Here is a 16128-nt window from a genome sequence, read left to right as displayed (position 1 = left end):
GTGCTAATATCCAATCAATATATGACAAAATAATGATAAGTGCAAAATATAATGACAACAAAAAAGCATAAAATATCAGCTTCAATACTTGCTGCAGACTTTTCTATTTTAAAAGAAGAAGTAAAAAATATATCAACTTCTGGAGCTGATTCAATTCATTTAGATATTATGGATGGTCATTTTGTACCAAATTTAACCTTTGGACCTGATATTGTAAAATGCATTAAAAAAGAAAGTTCAATACCACTAAAAACGCATTTGATGATAAAAAACCCTGAAAAATATATTGATGCATATATCGAAGCAGGAAGTGATGCCATTATTTTTCATCAAGAAACCGTTACACATATAGATAGGTTCATAGATTATATTAAATCAAAAAACGTAAAAGCAGGAATTTCAATTGTACCTTCTACACATGAATCTACTTTAAAATATATATGTGATAAACTTGATGAGATATTAATAATGACTGTTAATCCAGGTTTTGGCGGACAAAAATTTTTAAATAGTCAGTTAGAGAAGATTAAGAATATTAGTATTATGACAAGCAATATAGCAAATATTGATATTGGAGTAGATGGTGGCATTAATCCTACTACATTAACTGAATGTGTAAAAAATGGTACTAATTTAGCAATAGCTGGAAGTTATATCTTTAAAAGCACTAACTATAAAGAGAGAGTTATTAAATTAAAAAATTGCTTCAATTAAATTAACCTGAGCTATAAAAATTGTAAATTAATATTAAATCTTATAATCAATCATCATAAGATCAAACAACTTAGTCATTACATCTTTCTTTTGTCTTCAAGGGCCAACAATTTCGCAATTGTCCTCACGAGCCACGTGAGTATTATGATTATCCAGCAACCCTACTTATCTGATTTATTTATAGATTGCCACCAATACCTTTTCACATCCTCACAATAACAACTAGATGCACTGTTCAATATGCAAAATCTCATGTTTATCTAATAATTTAAGCAACTGAGACTTCTTTAAGCTTTTTACAATAAATATTGTAATCTGACAAAACAATATATAAAGAATTAACTAGCTTTTCTACCATCTCCTCAGTATGGAATGGATTTGCAGTTATCCTTAATCTTTCCTCACCTTTAGGTACTGTTGGAAAGTTAATACCTTGAACATATATTGAATGATCCTTTAATAAATTTGTGTATACATCGTTACATAATTTAGCATTATTAATCATAATCGAAATAATATGCGTTTGATTTTCTAAAAAACTAATACCTTTATTTATAAGTTTATTCTTCAATATAGATACTATATTTTTTAATTTCTCTCTTTCAGCATTTGATTTTCTAAGATGTTTTATACTAGCAAATATAGCATTTGCTATTGCAGGAGGAAGTGATGTAGTAAAAATAAATCCTGGAGAATAGCTCCTAATACTATCAACAATTTCATATTTTGAAGCAATATACCCACCTATCACACCATAAGCCTTTGCAAATGTACCTTGAATAATATCAACTTTATCTTGAAACCCTAATTCTTCACATATCCCTGCACCTTCTTTTCCATATATACCAACTGAATGAACTTCATCAACATAAGTTAATGCATTATATTTTTCAGCCAATTCACATAACTTACCAACAGGAGCTACATCACCTGACATAGAATAAACAGCTTCAAACACTATCAATTTAGGACAGTCATAAGGATATTTTTTTAGCATATTCTCTAAATCATCCATATCATTATGCTTAAAAATTACTTTCTCAAGCTTGCTCTCTTTAATACCATAAATAATAGAGGCATGATTATCTTCATCTGAAAATATAACACAATTTGGAATAATTTTAGAAATAGTGGATAATGTAGCTTGATTAGCTATATAACCAGAAGTGAAAACAAGAGCTGATTCCTTATTATGTAGATTACTAATCTCGTTTTCAACTTTAATTACAGAATCACTAGTCCCGGATATATTTCTAGTGCCACCAGATCCAACTCCAAATTCATAAGCACCTTTAGCTAAAGCATCTATAACTATTTCATTTTTACTCATTGAAAGATAATCATTGCTACACCAAATATCAATGTCTCTATTATGCTTTAAACTAAAAGCCTTAACCTTATTAGCAGGATTACCCTTTAATTCAGTAAAAACCCTATACCTTCCTTCACTCTTAATTTTTGAAAGAGCTGAAAGAAAGTATTTTTCCATTTTATAAAAAAGTTAAATTTTTATATGCTTTTTTTTTCTGCCACCTTATTTGACTTATTTGATTTAGCTAATTTAAGGCCAAGCCCTGCTAAAATAGCAGCATATCCAAAGCATAAATAACAAATACTTGAAGTCTCCTCCCCATGATGATGGTGAATACCAAAACCTGAAGCAATACCAATAGAACCTAATAATAAAATAGTTGGAGAAAAATCAAAATTTTTACCAGTTATTTTTTTATTAATTTTCCCACCAATTATTAAACCAAAAATAATAATCAATGGAGCAACGTGTAAGAAGTTAATTAGCTTTTCTATCATAATTTAATTACGTTTAAATGTTATCATTCATATGATTAATATATAATTTATACTTTATAATCAAGCAAAATCTAATTTAAAATTAATTAAATTAATCATTTGCAATAATCTCAGTAAGTGTTAATCCAACTTTTTCATCAATAAGGACTATTTCACCTTTGGCAACTAATTTATCATTGACAAACAAATCAACTGGATCACCAGGTTTTTTATCTAATTCAATCTTATCACCTTTATTTAATTTCAATAAATCACTTACCTTAAAATCCGTTTGTCCTAAAACAACTTTCAACCTCATAGGCACATCATAAATAGCCTTAAGATTTAAGTTGATTCCATTTTTATTCTTAATATTATCTGTTTCTGTAGACATAGTACCTTACCAATATAATTAATTATAAATTATTTTTAAAAATTTCTTCTAAATCTTCTTTAACTTTTTTCGTATCCTTCTTTATCACCCCATTACCCCAATCAATCTTGCAATCATTAATACTTATTGAATTATCTTTAATTAATTTTATTTTTATCATTGAATCTTTATGTATACTATTTAAATAATCCTCAATTTGAATAAAATTATCTGGATTAATCATTATTTTAATTTCACTTATATGAGATAATAATGGTAAATTATTGCTTAAAAATTCTAAAATTGCTTCATTTGGAAATTTTTTGTTTAGTTTTCCTACTAACTTTTCTGCAATTATATAACTTAGTTCAACACAATCATTTGCTAGATTTTCATATTTACTTTCAATCGTCTCATTTATATTAGCTAAATTGGTATCAATTTTTTCTAATATACTATAAGTATTATCTTCCTTTACTTTATCTAAAAGTTTTTTTTGAGCAACTTCGCACTCTGACCACCCCTTATTAAAAGAATCAAGTTTTAAAATTTCAATCTTTTCTTTTGTATAATGATCTTGTTCTACAACAATTTCTTTTTTTGCCAATATATCACTAGTTACTTTTAAATCTTTACCAGTATATTCATCCTTGATATTTTTCTTTGTTGCATTTTCTTCTATACTAATATCATCATTAAAATTATAAAACGTAAATTTTTTTACCTCAAGCTCCTTCATATTAATTTGATTCATTTACAATATCTTTTAAAGTTACTTGTCCTTTATTAATTAATTCCCTTAAAACTACTAAAGTATTTTTTTGAGATAATTCAGCTTCTTCAAATTTAACATTACTAGAACTTTCAATTTCTTCTATTAGAATTTTAGCAGCTCTTGCCGACATATTATTAAAAAAACAATTTTTTATATCATCATCTGCAAATTTTAATGCTTTAGGTAAAATTGATTTATCACAATACCTAATAAGCATCTGCATACCACTTGAATCAACCCTTTTAATATCATCAAAAATAAGCATATGCTTTCTCACCAAACGAGCTTTATTTTCATCATATTTTTCCAAAAGATTAAAAAATGTATTCTCGTTCTTTTTATCAAAATTATTAAAAATATCTGCAACCACTTGGTTATTATCAATTTCCCTAGATGAATCTGATATTTCAATTAAATCTTTACGCAAAGTATTTTCCAAATTCACTACTACATTTTTACTCACTTCTTCAAGATTTAAAATCCTTTTAATTACTTCAAAAGAAAAATTATCAGAAAATTTAGTTATAATACTAGATGCTTTTTGAGATGGAAGCTTAGATAAGATAAATGCAACAGTTTGTGGATATTCATTTTTTAAATATTCAACTAATGATTTATCATTCATATTTGATAGTGATTCCCAAACTTGATTCATAGGACTATCAATATTTCTCATGATATATTCTACTTTTTCTTCGTCAAATACTTTATATAAAAATCTCTTTAATTTTGGTAAATGGCCGCCTAATAAGCTTGCACCACTTATTTTATCAGCAAAACAAGATAATATATCCAAAACTATTTCAGTGTCCATTTCTTTTAAATTTGCTATTTCATTTGATATCTTATAAACATCATCATCTGATAATTGCTTTAATATTTTTGCAGCATTATCTTCACTTAAAGTTAAAAGCAATACAGCTGCACTTATAATGTTCTCTTGATTTAAATTGTTTACTTCCATAATAAAACTAATTATTGATATTTATAAAATTTTTTGATCATTATTGATCCATTTCTTTAGTATTTCTGTTGCTTCCTCAGGGTAATTCTCAACCAACTCATTTATTTTATCTAAGATTTGTTTATGTTTCATTCCTACAGGTATTTTTTTACCTCCAGATTCTGAATAATCATTAAGAGCAGAAGATGAAAAATCTTTATTATCCATGTTATCCTCACCAGAATATTTATTATTAGTTCCAAATTTTTTAAAATCAAAAAATTTGTTGATTTCTCCAAATCCACTTTTATTAGCTTCTAAAATCTTTGCTAAAATTGGTCTAAATATTAACAATATAACAAGAATAACGATAACACCAATCATTCCCATTTGGATTAAATTTTTTAAATTATCATCTAGCCAATTAGCTTTCTGAATATCTTTTTCAAAATTATTATCTATAAATTTTAAATTAACAATTTCTATTGTATCACCTCTATTTTGATCATAACCTATAGCAGATTTCACTAAAGCCCCTAATTGTTCTAGTTCTTCATCACTCCTCTTTTCATAAACATTACTTTTAGATTTTTCATCATAAACATAATAACCATCAATTAAAATCCCCACAGATAGTTTTTCAACTCTACCTTCATCTATAATTTTGTTTGTTACAGTTTTAGATATTTCATAATTTGTAATATCATCTAATTTACTTTTTTTCTTAAGTATTGAATTAGAGTTATTTAATTGCTGATTTGAATTTGGAATATTATTTGCAACAGAAATACCATCACCATCATTTTCATCATCTTCTTTTTCTTCACTAACTTTTTTTGATCTGATCACCTGACCATCAGGATCAAATACTTCAGATACCATAACTTGTCTATTAGTGTTGATTTTAGCCGCAACATTTACTTTAACTTTCCCAATACCAACACGACTTTCTAGTAAATTTTCTATTTTTGATTTAAGCTTTTTCTCTACTAAATTTTGATATTCAAATGATTTAAATTCAGAATTATTATCATTAAATAATCCATTATCTTCAGAACCTGGTGCTTTTAAAGAACTACCTATACTATCAATTATACTTATATTATCAGAAGATAGATCAGGTACGGCCTTTTCCACTAAATTAGTAATTGCTTTAATTTCATTTTTTGAAATAGATTCACCTACTTTTAATTTTAACATAATAGATGCTGATGGCGTAACACTTGATTTAGAAAACAACTCTTTCTTTGGTAAAACCAAATGCACTCTTGAATTTTCTACTTGTGACAAACTGTTTATAGTTCTAGATAACTCACCTTCAAGCGCCCTTAAAGCATTTACATTATTTAAAAACTGTGAGCTACTAAGGCCGTTTTCTTTATCAAAAATTTCATATCCAACTAAATTTCCTGATGTTATTAGACCTTTTTGAGCAAAATACATTCTTAATGACAAAACCTTATCAGCTGGCACTAAAATTTGAGAATTTTTTGCACCAACTTGATAATTAATACCCATACTTTGAAGCTTTAAAGTAACAATATTTTGATCTTGCTGTGTTAAATCATTATATAAAGGGCCGTATATTGGCTTAGATAAACTAACAACAAAGTATACTAAAGCAACCAATACAGCTAAAGTTGATAAAGAGAATAAAACTATTTTATAAATTCCAAGTTTTTTTAAAAAATCCATTTAACACACGCCCCACTACCGTCAAAAATCTAAAGAAAAAACCTACACCTTAGATTCTACAATTACAACTAAAATATGTTAGCAATTTTAAATCTATAAATCCAGAAATTTTTTGTATCATTTTGGATTTATACCTTAGCATAACATCAATTATAGCCTAATATTAAAATTTATTGTATATATAAGTTCTTATAGTAACATTTAATTCAAAGCTTTGCTTAAAAAAGAATATAGGTTTAAAAACTTTTTTAAAAAAATTTTAAATCATAGTTTTTTTCTGTTATCTGTAACAAAAATAATTCAACTCTATTTATTAATTGTATTTATCACTTCAAAAATAAAATTAAATATAGATGATGAATCAATTAAGATCTTGAAGTCAAATAAAGTTTGTTTTTTAAGCTTATGGCATGGAAGAATTTTAATTTTTCCTAAAATTATGAAAAAATTTGGAAAATTTAAAGTATTAACTTCCTTACATAAGGATGGAAAATATGTTGATCAATTTGTAAAGCTTTATAATCATGATATTATAAGAGGATCCAGCTTCAAAGGAAGTTTATCTGCAACAAAAGATATAATAAAATCTATACAACAAAATGAACGAATAGTAATCACACCTGATGGACCTAGAGGCCCTAGGTATAAAGTTAATAGTGCTCTTACAAATTTAGCAATAAAATTTAATATACCTATTATTTGTTTATCATTTGCTGCAACAAGATCTAAAACTCTTAAAAGCTGGGATAATTTTACAATCCCTTTACCTTTTACTAAAATTTTAGTAAATATATCTAAACCATATAAATTTAATAATACACAAAACAATGAATTAGAAAAAATAATGATAAAACAACTAAATGACTTAGATCATCAAGTATCTTTAAAAAACAAAAATGTATAGAACAATATATAACATTATTTCATTAATTGCATCTCCTGTAATTATTTTTTATATGTTTATTAGGTTGATTAGAGGAAAGGAAAACACCACAAGTTTATCTCAAAAACTTACTATTAAATTTGCTAATTATCCAAAAAACAAACAAATAATTTGGTTTCATGCGGCAAGCGTAGGAGAAACTAATATGGCTATTGCACTTATTAAAATTATTTCAGATAAGAGACCTGATTTACATATATTGATGACTACTGCAACACTTACATCTGCTAAAATTTTTAAATTAGAAAAATTGAATAATACAACTCATCAATTTTTACCAATTGATTTAAATTTTATTGTTAAACGATTTATTAACTATTGGAATCCTAAAATTGTAATATTTATTGAATCAGAATTATGGCCAAATTTAATTGATCAAATTAATACAAAAGATATTCCCATACTCCTATTTAATGGTCGATTATCAGATTCCTCATTTGCTATGTGGAGTAAGTATAAAAACTTCACAAGCTCAATATTAAGAAAATTCTCTGTAATATATACAGCAAGTCAATTAGATTATAATAGATTTATAACTTTTACAAAAGATAATGTTGAATATATCGGACATTTCAAGTACTCATCTCCATCTTTATCTTATTCAGATACTTATGTAAAAGAATTAAAATCTAAACTTAAAAACAAAAATGTTTTTGTTGCAGTCAGCACTCATGATGGAGAAGAGAAAATTATCGTTAAAATTCACAAAGAACTTAAAGAAAATATTTCCAATATATTTACTATTATTATTCCCCGCCATCCATCAAGAATAGAAGAAGTAATTTCTTTATCTGAAAATTATAAATTAGATTATATAACTGATATTAAAGATTTTAAGGATGAAAATGATCTTTTATTAATTTCAGCATTTGGAATATTAGGCAACTTTTTTGAAGCCCATGATATAATATTTGTTGGCGGATCTTTTGCTAACATTGGTGGACATAATATTTTAGAACCTGCAAAACAAAATTGTGCAATTATTGTAGGACCTTATACATCAAATTTTAAAGATCTAATAGATGAATTTGTTAAGCATAAAGCAATCATTACTACACAAACTACTCAGCAACTTAAAAATGAATTACAAAAATTATTCAATGATTCTAAATATAAAGAACAACTTATCAAAAATTCAACAAAAATAATCAACAAACAAAAAGATGTTTTTAAAGTTGCACTTAACACTATTTATGAATATCTAAAATAATACTATAATTTTAATCAACATAAAAAGCATTTTAGATTAATTTTTTATATACTGAATAATTTCAAATTCACTTAATTCATTTAGATATTCTTGTAATTTTACCATTCCTATACATGGCCTTGCACCAAATTCACTTAATTCACCTGATAATATTTTTTTAGCTAATATAACTGAAGGTACACATGGAATTTGTATTCCAGAATCATTTTTTGCTATAAGAAACCATTTACGCTCATATACTTGATTAAATTTATCTTTACCTTTTATAATCATATGCATGCCTCCATTATCAGTACCAAAAATGTTAAAAAAATTACTTAATTTTAACAAAAAATCAGCATATTTTTCTAAATTTATTGATAATCCCACTCTTTTTAACCAACTCAATGCCCAGGCACTTAGATGTAAAAAACTACTTTCAATACCAGCAGAAAATTTAATTACTTTTATACCATATTGTTTAGGAAATATATCCAGATCTGGAACATCACAATTTGCCATCCAACGCTTACCTAATTCTGGATATTTTTGCCTGTAAATATCTTGCCAACCATATACTAATTTATTACTGTTGAAAGATGATTTTAATGGCTTTCCAAGATAAGTTAAAATACTTGTTAATGTACTACGACCCCGTGGAGTTCTTTGACCTGGTGTTATTCCGTAAATTAAAGAATCAATTTGAGAAAATTTATTTTTAAATTTTTCTACAACTGTAGATGATAAGCAAGGAACAGTACTAGCACCACTTATAACTATTGTATTAGCTTGTTTTGCTAATTTGTCTAATTCAATAATTCTGCATACAAAATCACGTCCATCAGCAATATCTATATAATGCACTCCTTGTTTAATACAACTCTTTGCAATTGAATAATCAGCTTTTTGAAATGGTCCACAAGTATTTATAACTATTTTTGGCTTTATTATCTTAAGATAGCAATCAAAGCTTGTATTTACATCAAATATTGCTTCCTTCACATTTAATTCTGCTGCAACTTTTTTTGCTTTCTCTTCATTCCTACCAGCAATAGTAATATCTATTCCAGCCCTTACTAATTGTTCAGTAATTATCTTTCCAAAATTACCATAGCCACCAAGAATAAGAATTTTATTCATATTATTTTAAATTTACCATTATAGTCTAAAATCTTTCCAAAACATGAATGAATAATTACTAATGATAATTTAAAATTATTTTCATCAATTGCCCTTTCTTCTGCGTATACTTTACCAATTAATAAACTAAGTGGTATAGGAATAAATTTGCCAAATATATGCCAAACATAACATTTATGCTTTATCTTAACTTTATTTCCATCAAAAATATAATAATAACTCAATCCTATACCAAACCTCACAATTTCAACTATAATATTATCTTTGCTTGCTGTAAATTTTGAACAAAATATATATGGATTATGTTTTGAAAAATTAAAATGTCTTTCTAAAATATAACTCTTTGAATATTCTTTACTTTTTGCATAAACCTTCGTTGGAATATTAGTTCCTTCATAAGGCACAAATACTTTAAATAGTTTTAACAAAGGTACTAATATTTTAAAAAATTTAGAAAATCTAATATTCATATTACCGTCAAACACAAGTATATCTTTTGAATACTGCCTATTAGAATAACGTTTTTTTAATACTACTGGCATATTATTATATGAACCTTTAAAAATTACTTTATATATAGGCTCACTATCATGTTTTATTTTCTTAACGCCAATTATTATTAATAAACAAAGACGAACAAACTTTAAAATAGGATAAATTAATTTCAATAACACTTTTGATTTAAATAATTTGCTGTTTATTTTATTAAATAAGTCAGATTGACTGCTAAACATCGCTAATATACACATTCCATCTTCACCATAATAAAATTGTTCTCGATATTTTACTATCAAACCTTCATTTAAATTATATCCTTGTTTTTTAGCTTCTAAAATTAATGGCTGACTAATTCTAGCATTTATAATAACAAGTTCACCAATAGATTTACGAATTTTTAGCATTTGTGCTATATTTTTACAAATAGGACATTCTCCATCATAAATTAAGTATACCACTTCCTGATTATACTTTACCATGTATGATGCTTTATATTTTATAAATACACTTAAACTAAAACTACCCTATTTACAAATAAAAACAAAATTTTTGTTTCATTTTGATTTGCACTCTAGTCATTGCGAATAAATTGTATATTTGTGTAGCAATCCAAAAATACATCAAAAAAACGTAAGCAATATCACTGGATCACCACACCACTTCCGTAGCTCGTGATGACTGTCGAGAAAAACGTTAATTCATAATTTCAAGATTTGCTATAAATTTATACCTTTTTATCTGCTGTTCAGGTCAACCTATTACTTATTAACCTAAATTATACTAAATAAATGTTACAATTACGTTAAGATTTTTATCTAGTTACTAGTATGAATTTCAATTTTGTAATTACTAATAATTTTAAATAAAATTTCTAGATAAAAAGTTATTTATCTAAAAATTTATTAATTAGTTTGCTAACATCTTCAATGTTACTATTAGCATTAACTGAAATATATCTTGGATTTGTTTTATAAAAATCCATTAATGGTTTTGTTTGATTATTATATTCTTCTAATCTTTTCTTTATTGCATCTTCTTTATCATCTTCTCTAGTATAAAATTTCTTACTACCACATTTGTCACAAACTCCTTTAACACTTGTTGGATTTGTAATTAAATTATATGATTGATTACAATTAGAGCAAAAAACCCTAGCTGATAATCTTTTAAAAATTTCTTTTTCTTCAAGTTTTAAAGATATTATATACGGCATGTCTATTTTATTCTTAACACATACACCATTAAGATTTTCAGCCTGCTTTATAGTTCTTGGAAATCCATCTAAAATATAAGCCTTATTTGAGCTTTTATTAGATAAAAGTTCTTTTTCAACTAAGTCACACACTATATCATCTGAAACTAAGCCACCCTGATTGATTATTTCTTGAACCCTAAGACCTATTTCTGATTTATTATCAATAGCCTTTCTTAAAATCTCACCTGTTGAAAGTTGAGATAAATTATATTTCTTGGATAATAATTTTGCCTGAGTCCCCTTGCCTACACCAGGTGGCCCCAATAAAATTATTATCATTACCTTCTCCTCATCATATTAGCTTTTTTCATTAAGTGCGCATACTTATTACTTAATAGATGTGATTGAATTTGCGAACTTAAATCTAATACAACACTGATAACAATCAAAATACTTGTACCTCCTAAATAAAAAGGCATACTAAACTGATGCGTTAAAACTTCAGGTACTGCACATACTACTGCAATATATGAAGCTCCAATCACTGTAATTCTTGTTAATATATACTGAAAATATTCTTTAGTTTGATTCCCAGGTCTTCTACCAATAATCACTGCGCCGTTCTTTCTTAAATTTTCAGCAGTTTCTTCTGGATTAAATACAATCGTGCTATAAAAAAAGCAGAAAAACATTATAAATAGTATATATAAAATTAAGTATAACGGTTTACCTTGAGATAAATAACTTTCGACAAATTTACGCCACCCTGTTACTTCTCCACCAATACTAAAACCTGCAATTGTTGCAGGAAATAATAACAAAGCATTAGCAAAAATTGGAGGTATAACACCAGAAACGTTTATCTTAATAGGAAGATGCGTAGAATCTCCTGCATATATTTTCTTTCCAACTTGCTTTCTAGGATATTGAACTAGCAACTTTCTTTGTGACTTTTCCATAAATACAACAAAAACAATTATTGCAACAATTGCAATAAAGCATAATATTATAAATTGAGTAGAAACAACATTATTTTTACCCATTTCTAATAATGAAAATACTGCTGGTAACAAACCAGATACTATTCCAGAAAAAATAATCACAGAACTTCCGTTGCCTATCCCCTTCATATTAATTTGATCAGCAAACCAAATAACTACAATAGTACCTCCCATTAAAGTAAACATTGTAACAATTCTAAAATAAATACCAGGATCACTTATTAATGAAATACCTTTATAATTTAAAGATTCTATACCTACAGCTATTCCATAACCTTGAAATAATGCTAAAACAACCGACAAATATTTTGAATATTGGTTTATTTTCTGTCTACCAACTTCACCAGATTTTTTTAACTCACTAAATTCTTTTGATAAAACTGTCATCAATTGCATAATTATTGAAGCAGTAATATAAGGCATAATATTTAATGTAAAAATAGACATTCTTCCTAATGCACCACCTGTTAAAACATTAAACATACCTAATATACCTTTAGCTTGCTCCTTAACAATATTATCCAATATAGATAAGTTGACTCCTGGTAAAGGTATATAAGTTCCTAATCTATAGATTATTAAAATAAATATAACAAAAAAAATCTTTTTACCTAAGTCTCCTTTGCCAGATAATGGATTGCCAAAATTTTGGCTTTGATTTTTTTTCATTTTCAAATATGAATAATTAAATTACTTTAACAGCTGAACCATTTTTAGAAGCGTTTTCAATCATTTTTTTAGAAGCTGAGTTAACTTCTATATTAAATTTATGTTCAAAAACACCCTTACCAAGTAATTTTAATTTTTCTTTTTTAGAATTAAATATCCCCAATTTCTCGATATCTTCTAGCTTTATATCTTTTTTTAACTTCTTCTTTTTAATCAAGTAGTTAATTTGATATAAGTTAATTATTTTAAAACTCTCTTTATTAATAGATGTAAAACCTCTCTTTGGTAATCTTCTATAAAGAGGCATTTGACCTCCTTCAAAACCAGCTAAAGCTACTCCACTTCTTGCTGTTTGACCTTTTCCACCTCTGCCACATGTTTTACCTTTACCAGATGCGATACCCCTTCCTAAGCATTTTTTAGATTTTCTAGAACCTTTATTACCTTTTAACTTATTTAACATAGCTTATACCATTATTAAGTTGTTTCTCTTTGGCTTGCAATCTCTGCCAATTTTTTACCTCTTTTATCTGCGATCATTTTTGGGGTGTTAATATTTCTTAATCCCATAATAGCAGCTTTAACAACATTATGAGGATTATTGGAGCCAACTGATTTTGCTACAATATCCTTAATTCCTAAAACTTCAAAAAGAGGCCTTGTTGGACCACCTGCAATAACTCCTGTACCAGCAGGTGCTGCTCTCATCACTACCTTACCTGAACAAAATTTACCAACAATATCATGATGTAATGTTCTACCTTCCCTTAAAGGTATTTTAAACATATTTTTTCTAGCTTCATCTGAAGCCTTTCTTTTAGCATCCATAACCTCATCAGCTTTACCAAGACCATAACCAACTTTGCCTTTTTTATCACCAACCACAACTATAACAGAAAAACTAAATTTTCTTCCTCCTTTTGTAACTTTAGTACATCTATTTACTTTAACAAGTTTTTCTACAATTTCTATATTATTATTAACCATATTTATAAGCCATTAAAAATTTAAACCGTTTTTTCTTGCGCTTTCAGCAAACGCCTTTGCTTTTCCATGATATTGAAGACCACCTCTATCAAAGTATACATCCTTTATATTTTTATCTACGAGTAATTTAGCTATTTTTTGCCCTAATAATTCAGCTGCCTTGATATTATTTTTATTTTTTAAATCTTTAAAATCCTTACAATGTGTAGCTAAAGAAGTAATGGTAACTTTTTTGTCTTCATCAACAATTTGACCATAAATGTATTTATTTGATTTATAAAAACATAACCTAAGCCTATTAGATTTTGTTTTTTTAACCTTGAACCTTGTTCTATCTTTTCTTCTATTGTATTTTAACCTTTTGCTTAACATTTTTATTTTACCATTTTATTTTTTCTTACCTTCTTTTCTTAGAATAATTTCATCTTCATATTTTATACCCTTACCTTTATATGGCTCAGGCTTTCTTAAACTTCTTATATCTGCACAAACTTGACCAACAAGTTGTTTATCACAACCACTAACTTCAATTATGTTTTTTATGCACTTTATACTAACTCCCTGAGGAATTGGATATATTATATCATGGCTATATCCTAATGTTAATATTAATAAATCTGAATCAATATTAACTTTATAACCAACTCCGTTAATTTCTAATTTCTTAACAAAACCTTCATTAACACCTATAACCATATTATTAATTAGTGATCTAGAAAGTCCCCATAATGATTTAGATTTTTTAGAAATCTCTTTAGGAAAAATACTTATATGTTTTTCATTTAACTCAACATTAATTGAATCAAATATATGCATTCCAAGTTCCCCTAGAGGACCTTTAATATTTAAATAATTTTTATCAAATACCACAGTAACTTTATCAGGTATATTAATTTGTTGCTTTCCTATTTTTGACATAATTTTTATTTAAAATATATTGCATAAAACTTCACCACCAGCTTTAATATCTTTAGCGTCACTATCAGTAATTATACCTTTTGACGTTGATAATATTACCATTCCTAATCCACCATAAAGTTTATTTATTTCTTTATATGATTTAAAAATTCTCTTACCCGGTTTAGAAACTACATTAAATTCTTTAATAACTGGAGTATCATTTTTACCTTCATATTTCAAATATACCTTGATCATAGACACTCCTTTCCTTTGCTCAATTTTTTCTATGCTATCAATATAACCAGCTTTATTTAATAAATTTAATACCATATGTATTAACTTTGAAAAATATACAATGGCATATGATTTTTTAACTAATTGAGCATTTTTAATTCTTGCTATTGTATCTGAAAGTAAATGATTTTGCGACATATATCTCCTCTATTATGACCAACTGGATTTTGTAACACCTGGAAGCTTACATTCAGATGCTAATTTTCTAAACCAAATTCTTGATAATTTAAACTTATTATAAACGCCTCTACCTCTACCACTCAATAAGCATCTATTTCTTATCCTTGTTTTAGAACTATTTCTTGGCAAATTAGAAAGAGAAATTTGAGCTTCAAATCTTTCCTCTAATGTTTTTGTCTTATCATTTCGAATTGATTTAAGCTCTTCTCTTTTCTTTTCATTTTTTTTAAATAAATTCTGTCTTTTTAAATTTCTCTGTACAATACTTACTTTAGCCATATGGTTATATATTTATTTTTAGTTATAAAACGGTAAATTAAAAGTTTTCAATAAAAATTTAGCTTCTTCATTACTATTCGTCGAAGTTACTATTACTATATTCATTCCTCTAATTTTATCAATTTTATTATAATCTATTTCAGGAAAAACTATTTGCTCTTTAATACCTAGACAAAAATTCCCATTTCCATCAAATTGTTTAAAACTTAGTCCTTTAAAATCTCGAACACGTGGTAATGCAATGTTAATTAACCTATCTAGAAATTCATACATCATTGTTTTTCTAAGAGTAACTTTACACCCTATTTTCATACCTTGCCTTAATTTAAATCCTGCAATAGATTTTTTTGCTTTAGTAACCACTGGCTTTTGACCAGAAATCACCATTAATTCTTCATAAATTTTATCTATAATTTTTGAATCATTAACAGCATCCTTAACTGAAATATTAATTGAAATCTTTTTTAGCTTTGGCACTTGCATATCATTTTTAAAATCAAAATGCTTTTTTAGCTGAGGGGTAGAAACTGTATTGTAATGTTTTTCTAATCTTGAACTAACCATA

20 protein-coding genes are annotated in these 16128 nt (G+C 26.5%); 3 read left to right on the top strand and 17 right to left on the bottom strand.

Annotated elements, in window-relative coordinates:
- Positions 1 to 51: 51 nt before the first annotated feature.
- Positions 52 to 714: a ribulose-phosphate 3-epimerase gene (gene rpe / locus h2es_RS00890; RefSeq protein ID WP_154510544.1), complete on the top strand. Its 663-nt coding sequence runs from the start codon at positions 52 to 54 to the stop codon at positions 712 to 714.
- 268 nt (positions 715 to 982) lie between these two features.
- Here rpe and hemA read toward each other — a convergent pair whose 3' ends face one another.
- The 6 genes from hemA to fliF all read right to left on the bottom strand — a co-directional run bounded on the left by hemA (position 983) and on the right by fliF (position 6288).
- Positions 983 to 2203: a 5-aminolevulinate synthase gene (hemA, locus tag h2es_RS00885; RefSeq protein ID WP_154510542.1), complete on the bottom strand. Its 1221-nt coding sequence runs from the start codon at positions 2201 to 2203 to the stop codon at positions 983 to 985.
- Positions 2204 to 2223: 20 nt separating this feature from the next.
- The gene (locus tag h2es_RS00880; RefSeq protein ID WP_154510540.1) at positions 2224 to 2523 is read right to left on the bottom strand and encodes a hypothetical protein; all 300 of its coding nucleotides are present in this window, start codon (positions 2521 to 2523) and stop codon (positions 2224 to 2226) included.
- A 91-nt stretch (positions 2524 to 2614) separates the two neighbouring features.
- Positions 2615 to 2896: a flagellar motor switch protein FliN gene (gene fliN, locus h2es_RS00875; RefSeq protein WP_126044743.1), complete on the bottom strand. Its 282-nt coding sequence runs from the start codon at positions 2894 to 2896 to the stop codon at positions 2615 to 2617.
- Positions 2897 to 2918: 22 nt separating this feature from the next.
- Positions 2919 to 3629 (bottom strand): FliH/SctL family protein, encoded by a 711-nt coding sequence (locus tag h2es_RS00870; RefSeq protein ID WP_154510538.1) that lies wholly within the window; start codon positions 3627 to 3629, stop codon positions 2919 to 2921.
- A complete protein-coding gene (locus h2es_RS00865; protein WP_154510536.1) occupies positions 3616 to 4614 on the bottom strand; it encodes a flagellar motor switch protein FliG in 999 nt (332 codons plus the stop codon). Before h2es_RS00865 ends, h2es_RS00870 begins: the two co-directional genes overlap by 14 nt.
- A 21-nt stretch (positions 4615 to 4635) precedes the next feature.
- On the bottom strand, positions 4636 to 6288 hold the full coding sequence (gene fliF / locus h2es_RS00860) for a flagellar basal-body MS-ring/collar protein FliF (RefSeq protein ID WP_154510534.1): 1653 nt from the start codon (positions 6286 to 6288) through the stop codon (positions 4636 to 4638).
- Positions 6289 to 6502: 214 nt separating this feature from the next.
- Here fliF and h2es_RS00855 point away from each other — a divergent pair, with 214 nt between their 5' ends.
- Positions 6503 to 7192 carry a lysophospholipid acyltransferase family protein gene (locus h2es_RS00855; RefSeq protein ID WP_154510532.1) on the top strand — a complete coding sequence of 230 codons (690 nt, stop codon included), beginning with the start codon at positions 6503 to 6505 and terminating at the stop codon, positions 7190 to 7192.
- Positions 7185 to 8441 (top strand): 3-deoxy-D-manno-octulosonic acid transferase, encoded by a 1257-nt coding sequence (locus h2es_RS00850; RefSeq protein WP_154510530.1) that lies wholly within the window; start codon positions 7185 to 7187, stop codon positions 8439 to 8441. The genes h2es_RS00855 and h2es_RS00850 overlap by 8 nt, the downstream gene beginning before the upstream one ends.
- 36 nt (positions 8442 to 8477) lie before the next feature.
- On the opposite strand, the gene h2es_RS00845 is transcribed toward h2es_RS00850, so the two are convergent.
- The 11 genes from h2es_RS00845 to rplE all read right to left on the bottom strand — a co-directional run bounded on the left by h2es_RS00845 (position 8478) and on the right by rplE (position 16127).
- Positions 8478 to 9560, bottom strand: a complete 1083-nt coding sequence (locus tag h2es_RS00845) for a saccharopine dehydrogenase NADP-binding domain-containing protein (RefSeq protein ID WP_154510528.1) — start codon at positions 9558 to 9560, stop codon at positions 8478 to 8480.
- Positions 9557 to 10537: a DUF4166 domain-containing protein gene (locus tag h2es_RS00840; protein ID WP_154510526.1), complete on the bottom strand. Its 981-nt coding sequence runs from the start codon at positions 10535 to 10537 to the stop codon at positions 9557 to 9559. Before h2es_RS00840 ends, h2es_RS00845 begins: the two co-directional genes overlap by 4 nt.
- 404 nt (positions 10538 to 10941) lie before the next feature.
- Positions 10942 to 11592 carry an adenylate kinase gene (locus h2es_RS00835; protein WP_154510524.1) on the bottom strand — a complete coding sequence of 217 codons (651 nt, stop codon included), beginning with the start codon at positions 11590 to 11592 and terminating at the stop codon, positions 10942 to 10944.
- On the bottom strand, positions 11592 to 12923 hold the full coding sequence (gene secY / locus h2es_RS00830) for a preprotein translocase subunit SecY (RefSeq protein WP_154510522.1): 1332 nt from the start codon (positions 12921 to 12923) through the stop codon (positions 11592 to 11594). The genes h2es_RS00835 and secY overlap by 1 nt, the downstream gene beginning before the upstream one ends.
- 16 nt (positions 12924 to 12939) lie before the next feature.
- Positions 12940 to 13386, bottom strand: coding sequence for a 50S ribosomal protein L15 (rplO, locus tag h2es_RS00825; protein WP_154510520.1), 447 nt, complete (start codon positions 13384 to 13386; stop codon positions 12940 to 12942).
- A 14-nt stretch (positions 13387 to 13400) separates the two neighbouring features.
- Positions 13401 to 13910: a 30S ribosomal protein S5 gene (rpsE, locus tag h2es_RS00820; RefSeq protein WP_154510518.1), complete on the bottom strand. Its 510-nt coding sequence runs from the start codon at positions 13908 to 13910 to the stop codon at positions 13401 to 13403.
- Between the two features lie 12 nt (positions 13911 to 13922).
- Positions 13923 to 14282, bottom strand: coding sequence for a 50S ribosomal protein L18 (gene rplR / locus h2es_RS00815; protein WP_126044641.1), 360 nt, complete (start codon positions 14280 to 14282; stop codon positions 13923 to 13925).
- A 15-nt stretch (positions 14283 to 14297) separates the two neighbouring features.
- Positions 14298 to 14828, bottom strand: coding sequence for a 50S ribosomal protein L6 (gene rplF, locus h2es_RS00810; RefSeq protein WP_154510516.1), 531 nt, complete (start codon positions 14826 to 14828; stop codon positions 14298 to 14300).
- 9 nt (positions 14829 to 14837) lie between these two features.
- A complete protein-coding gene (rpsH, locus tag h2es_RS00805; protein ID WP_126044639.1) occupies positions 14838 to 15242 on the bottom strand; it encodes a 30S ribosomal protein S8 in 405 nt (134 codons plus the stop codon).
- A 12-nt stretch (positions 15243 to 15254) separates the two neighbouring features.
- On the bottom strand, positions 15255 to 15563 hold the full coding sequence (gene rpsN / locus h2es_RS00800; protein WP_154510514.1) for a 30S ribosomal protein S14: 309 nt from the start codon (positions 15561 to 15563) through the stop codon (positions 15255 to 15257).
- An 18-nt stretch (positions 15564 to 15581) separates the two neighbouring features.
- Complete coding sequence (gene rplE / locus h2es_RS00795; protein ID WP_126044637.1) at positions 15582 to 16127, bottom strand: 50S ribosomal protein L5; 546 nt, start codon at positions 16125 to 16127, stop codon at positions 15582 to 15584.
- Position 16128: the final 1 nt, after the last annotated feature.

The organism is Rickettsiales endosymbiont of Trichoplax sp. H2, assembly GCF_009690945.1.
GTDB classification, from domain to species: Bacteria; Pseudomonadota; Alphaproteobacteria; order Rickettsiales; family Midichloriaceae; genus Aquirickettsia; species Aquirickettsia rohweri.
The sequence above is the reverse complement of the archived record's forward strand: the minus strand, read 5'-3'. Positions and strand labels throughout refer to the sequence as shown.

Excerpts from the sequence above, each read along its gene's own strand:
- rplF (WP_154510516.1), bottom strand. The coding sequence starts at position 14,828 with ATGTCAAAAATAGGAAAGCAACAAATTAATATACCTGATAAAGTTACT.
- fliF (WP_154510534.1), bottom strand. The coding sequence starts at position 6,288 with ATGGATTTTTTAAAAAAACTTGGAATTTATAAAATAGTTTTATTCTCT.
- secY (WP_154510522.1), bottom strand. The coding sequence starts at position 12,923 with ATGAAAAAAAATCAAAGCCAAAATTTTGGCAATCCATTATCTGGCAAA.
- h2es_RS00865 (WP_154510536.1), bottom strand. The coding sequence starts at position 4,614 with ATGGAAGTAAACAATTTAAATCAAGAGAACATTATAAGTGCAGCTGTA.
- rpe (WP_154510544.1), top strand. The coding sequence starts at position 52 with ATGACAACAAAAAAGCATAAAATATCAGCTTCAATACTTGCTGCAGAC.
- fliN (WP_126044743.1), bottom strand. The coding sequence starts at position 2,896 with ATGTCTACAGAAACAGATAATATTAAGAATAAAAATGGAATCAACTTA.
- rpsN (WP_154510514.1), bottom strand. The coding sequence starts at position 15,563 with ATGGCTAAAGTAAGTATTGTACAGAGAAATTTAAAAAGACAGAATTTA.
- rpsE (WP_154510518.1), bottom strand. The coding sequence starts at position 13,910 with ATGGTTAATAATAATATAGAAATTGTAGAAAAACTTGTTAAAGTAAAT.
- rplE (WP_126044637.1), bottom strand. The coding sequence starts at position 16,127 with ATGGTTAGTTCAAGATTAGAAAAACATTACAATACAGTTTCTACCCCT.
- h2es_RS00870 (WP_154510538.1), bottom strand. The coding sequence starts at position 3,629 with ATGAATCAAATTAATATGAAGGAGCTTGAGGTAAAAAAATTTACGTTT.
- h2es_RS00845 (WP_154510528.1), bottom strand. The coding sequence starts at position 9,560 with ATGAATAAAATTCTTATTCTTGGTGGCTATGGTAATTTTGGAAAGATA.
- h2es_RS00835 (WP_154510524.1), bottom strand. The coding sequence starts at position 11,592 with ATGATAATAATTTTATTGGGGCCACCTGGTGTAGGCAAGGGGACTCAG.
- rplO (WP_154510520.1), bottom strand. The coding sequence starts at position 13,386 with ATGTTAAATAAGTTAAAAGGTAATAAAGGTTCTAGAAAATCTAAAAAA.
- hemA (WP_154510542.1), bottom strand. The coding sequence starts at position 2,203 with ATGGAAAAATACTTTCTTTCAGCTCTTTCAAAAATTAAGAGTGAAGGA.
- h2es_RS00880 (WP_154510540.1), bottom strand. The coding sequence starts at position 2,523 with ATGATAGAAAAGCTAATTAACTTCTTACACGTTGCTCCATTGATTATT.
- rpsH (WP_126044639.1), bottom strand. The coding sequence starts at position 15,242 with ATGTCGCAAAATCATTTACTTTCAGATACAATAGCAAGAATTAAAAAT.
- h2es_RS00850 (WP_154510530.1), top strand. The coding sequence starts at position 7,185 with ATGTATAGAACAATATATAACATTATTTCATTAATTGCATCTCCTGTA.
- h2es_RS00840 (WP_154510526.1), bottom strand. The coding sequence starts at position 10,537 with ATGGTAAAGTATAATCAGGAAGTGGTATACTTAATTTATGATGGAGAA.
- rplR (WP_126044641.1), bottom strand. The coding sequence starts at position 14,282 with ATGTTAAGCAAAAGGTTAAAATACAATAGAAGAAAAGATAGAACAAGG.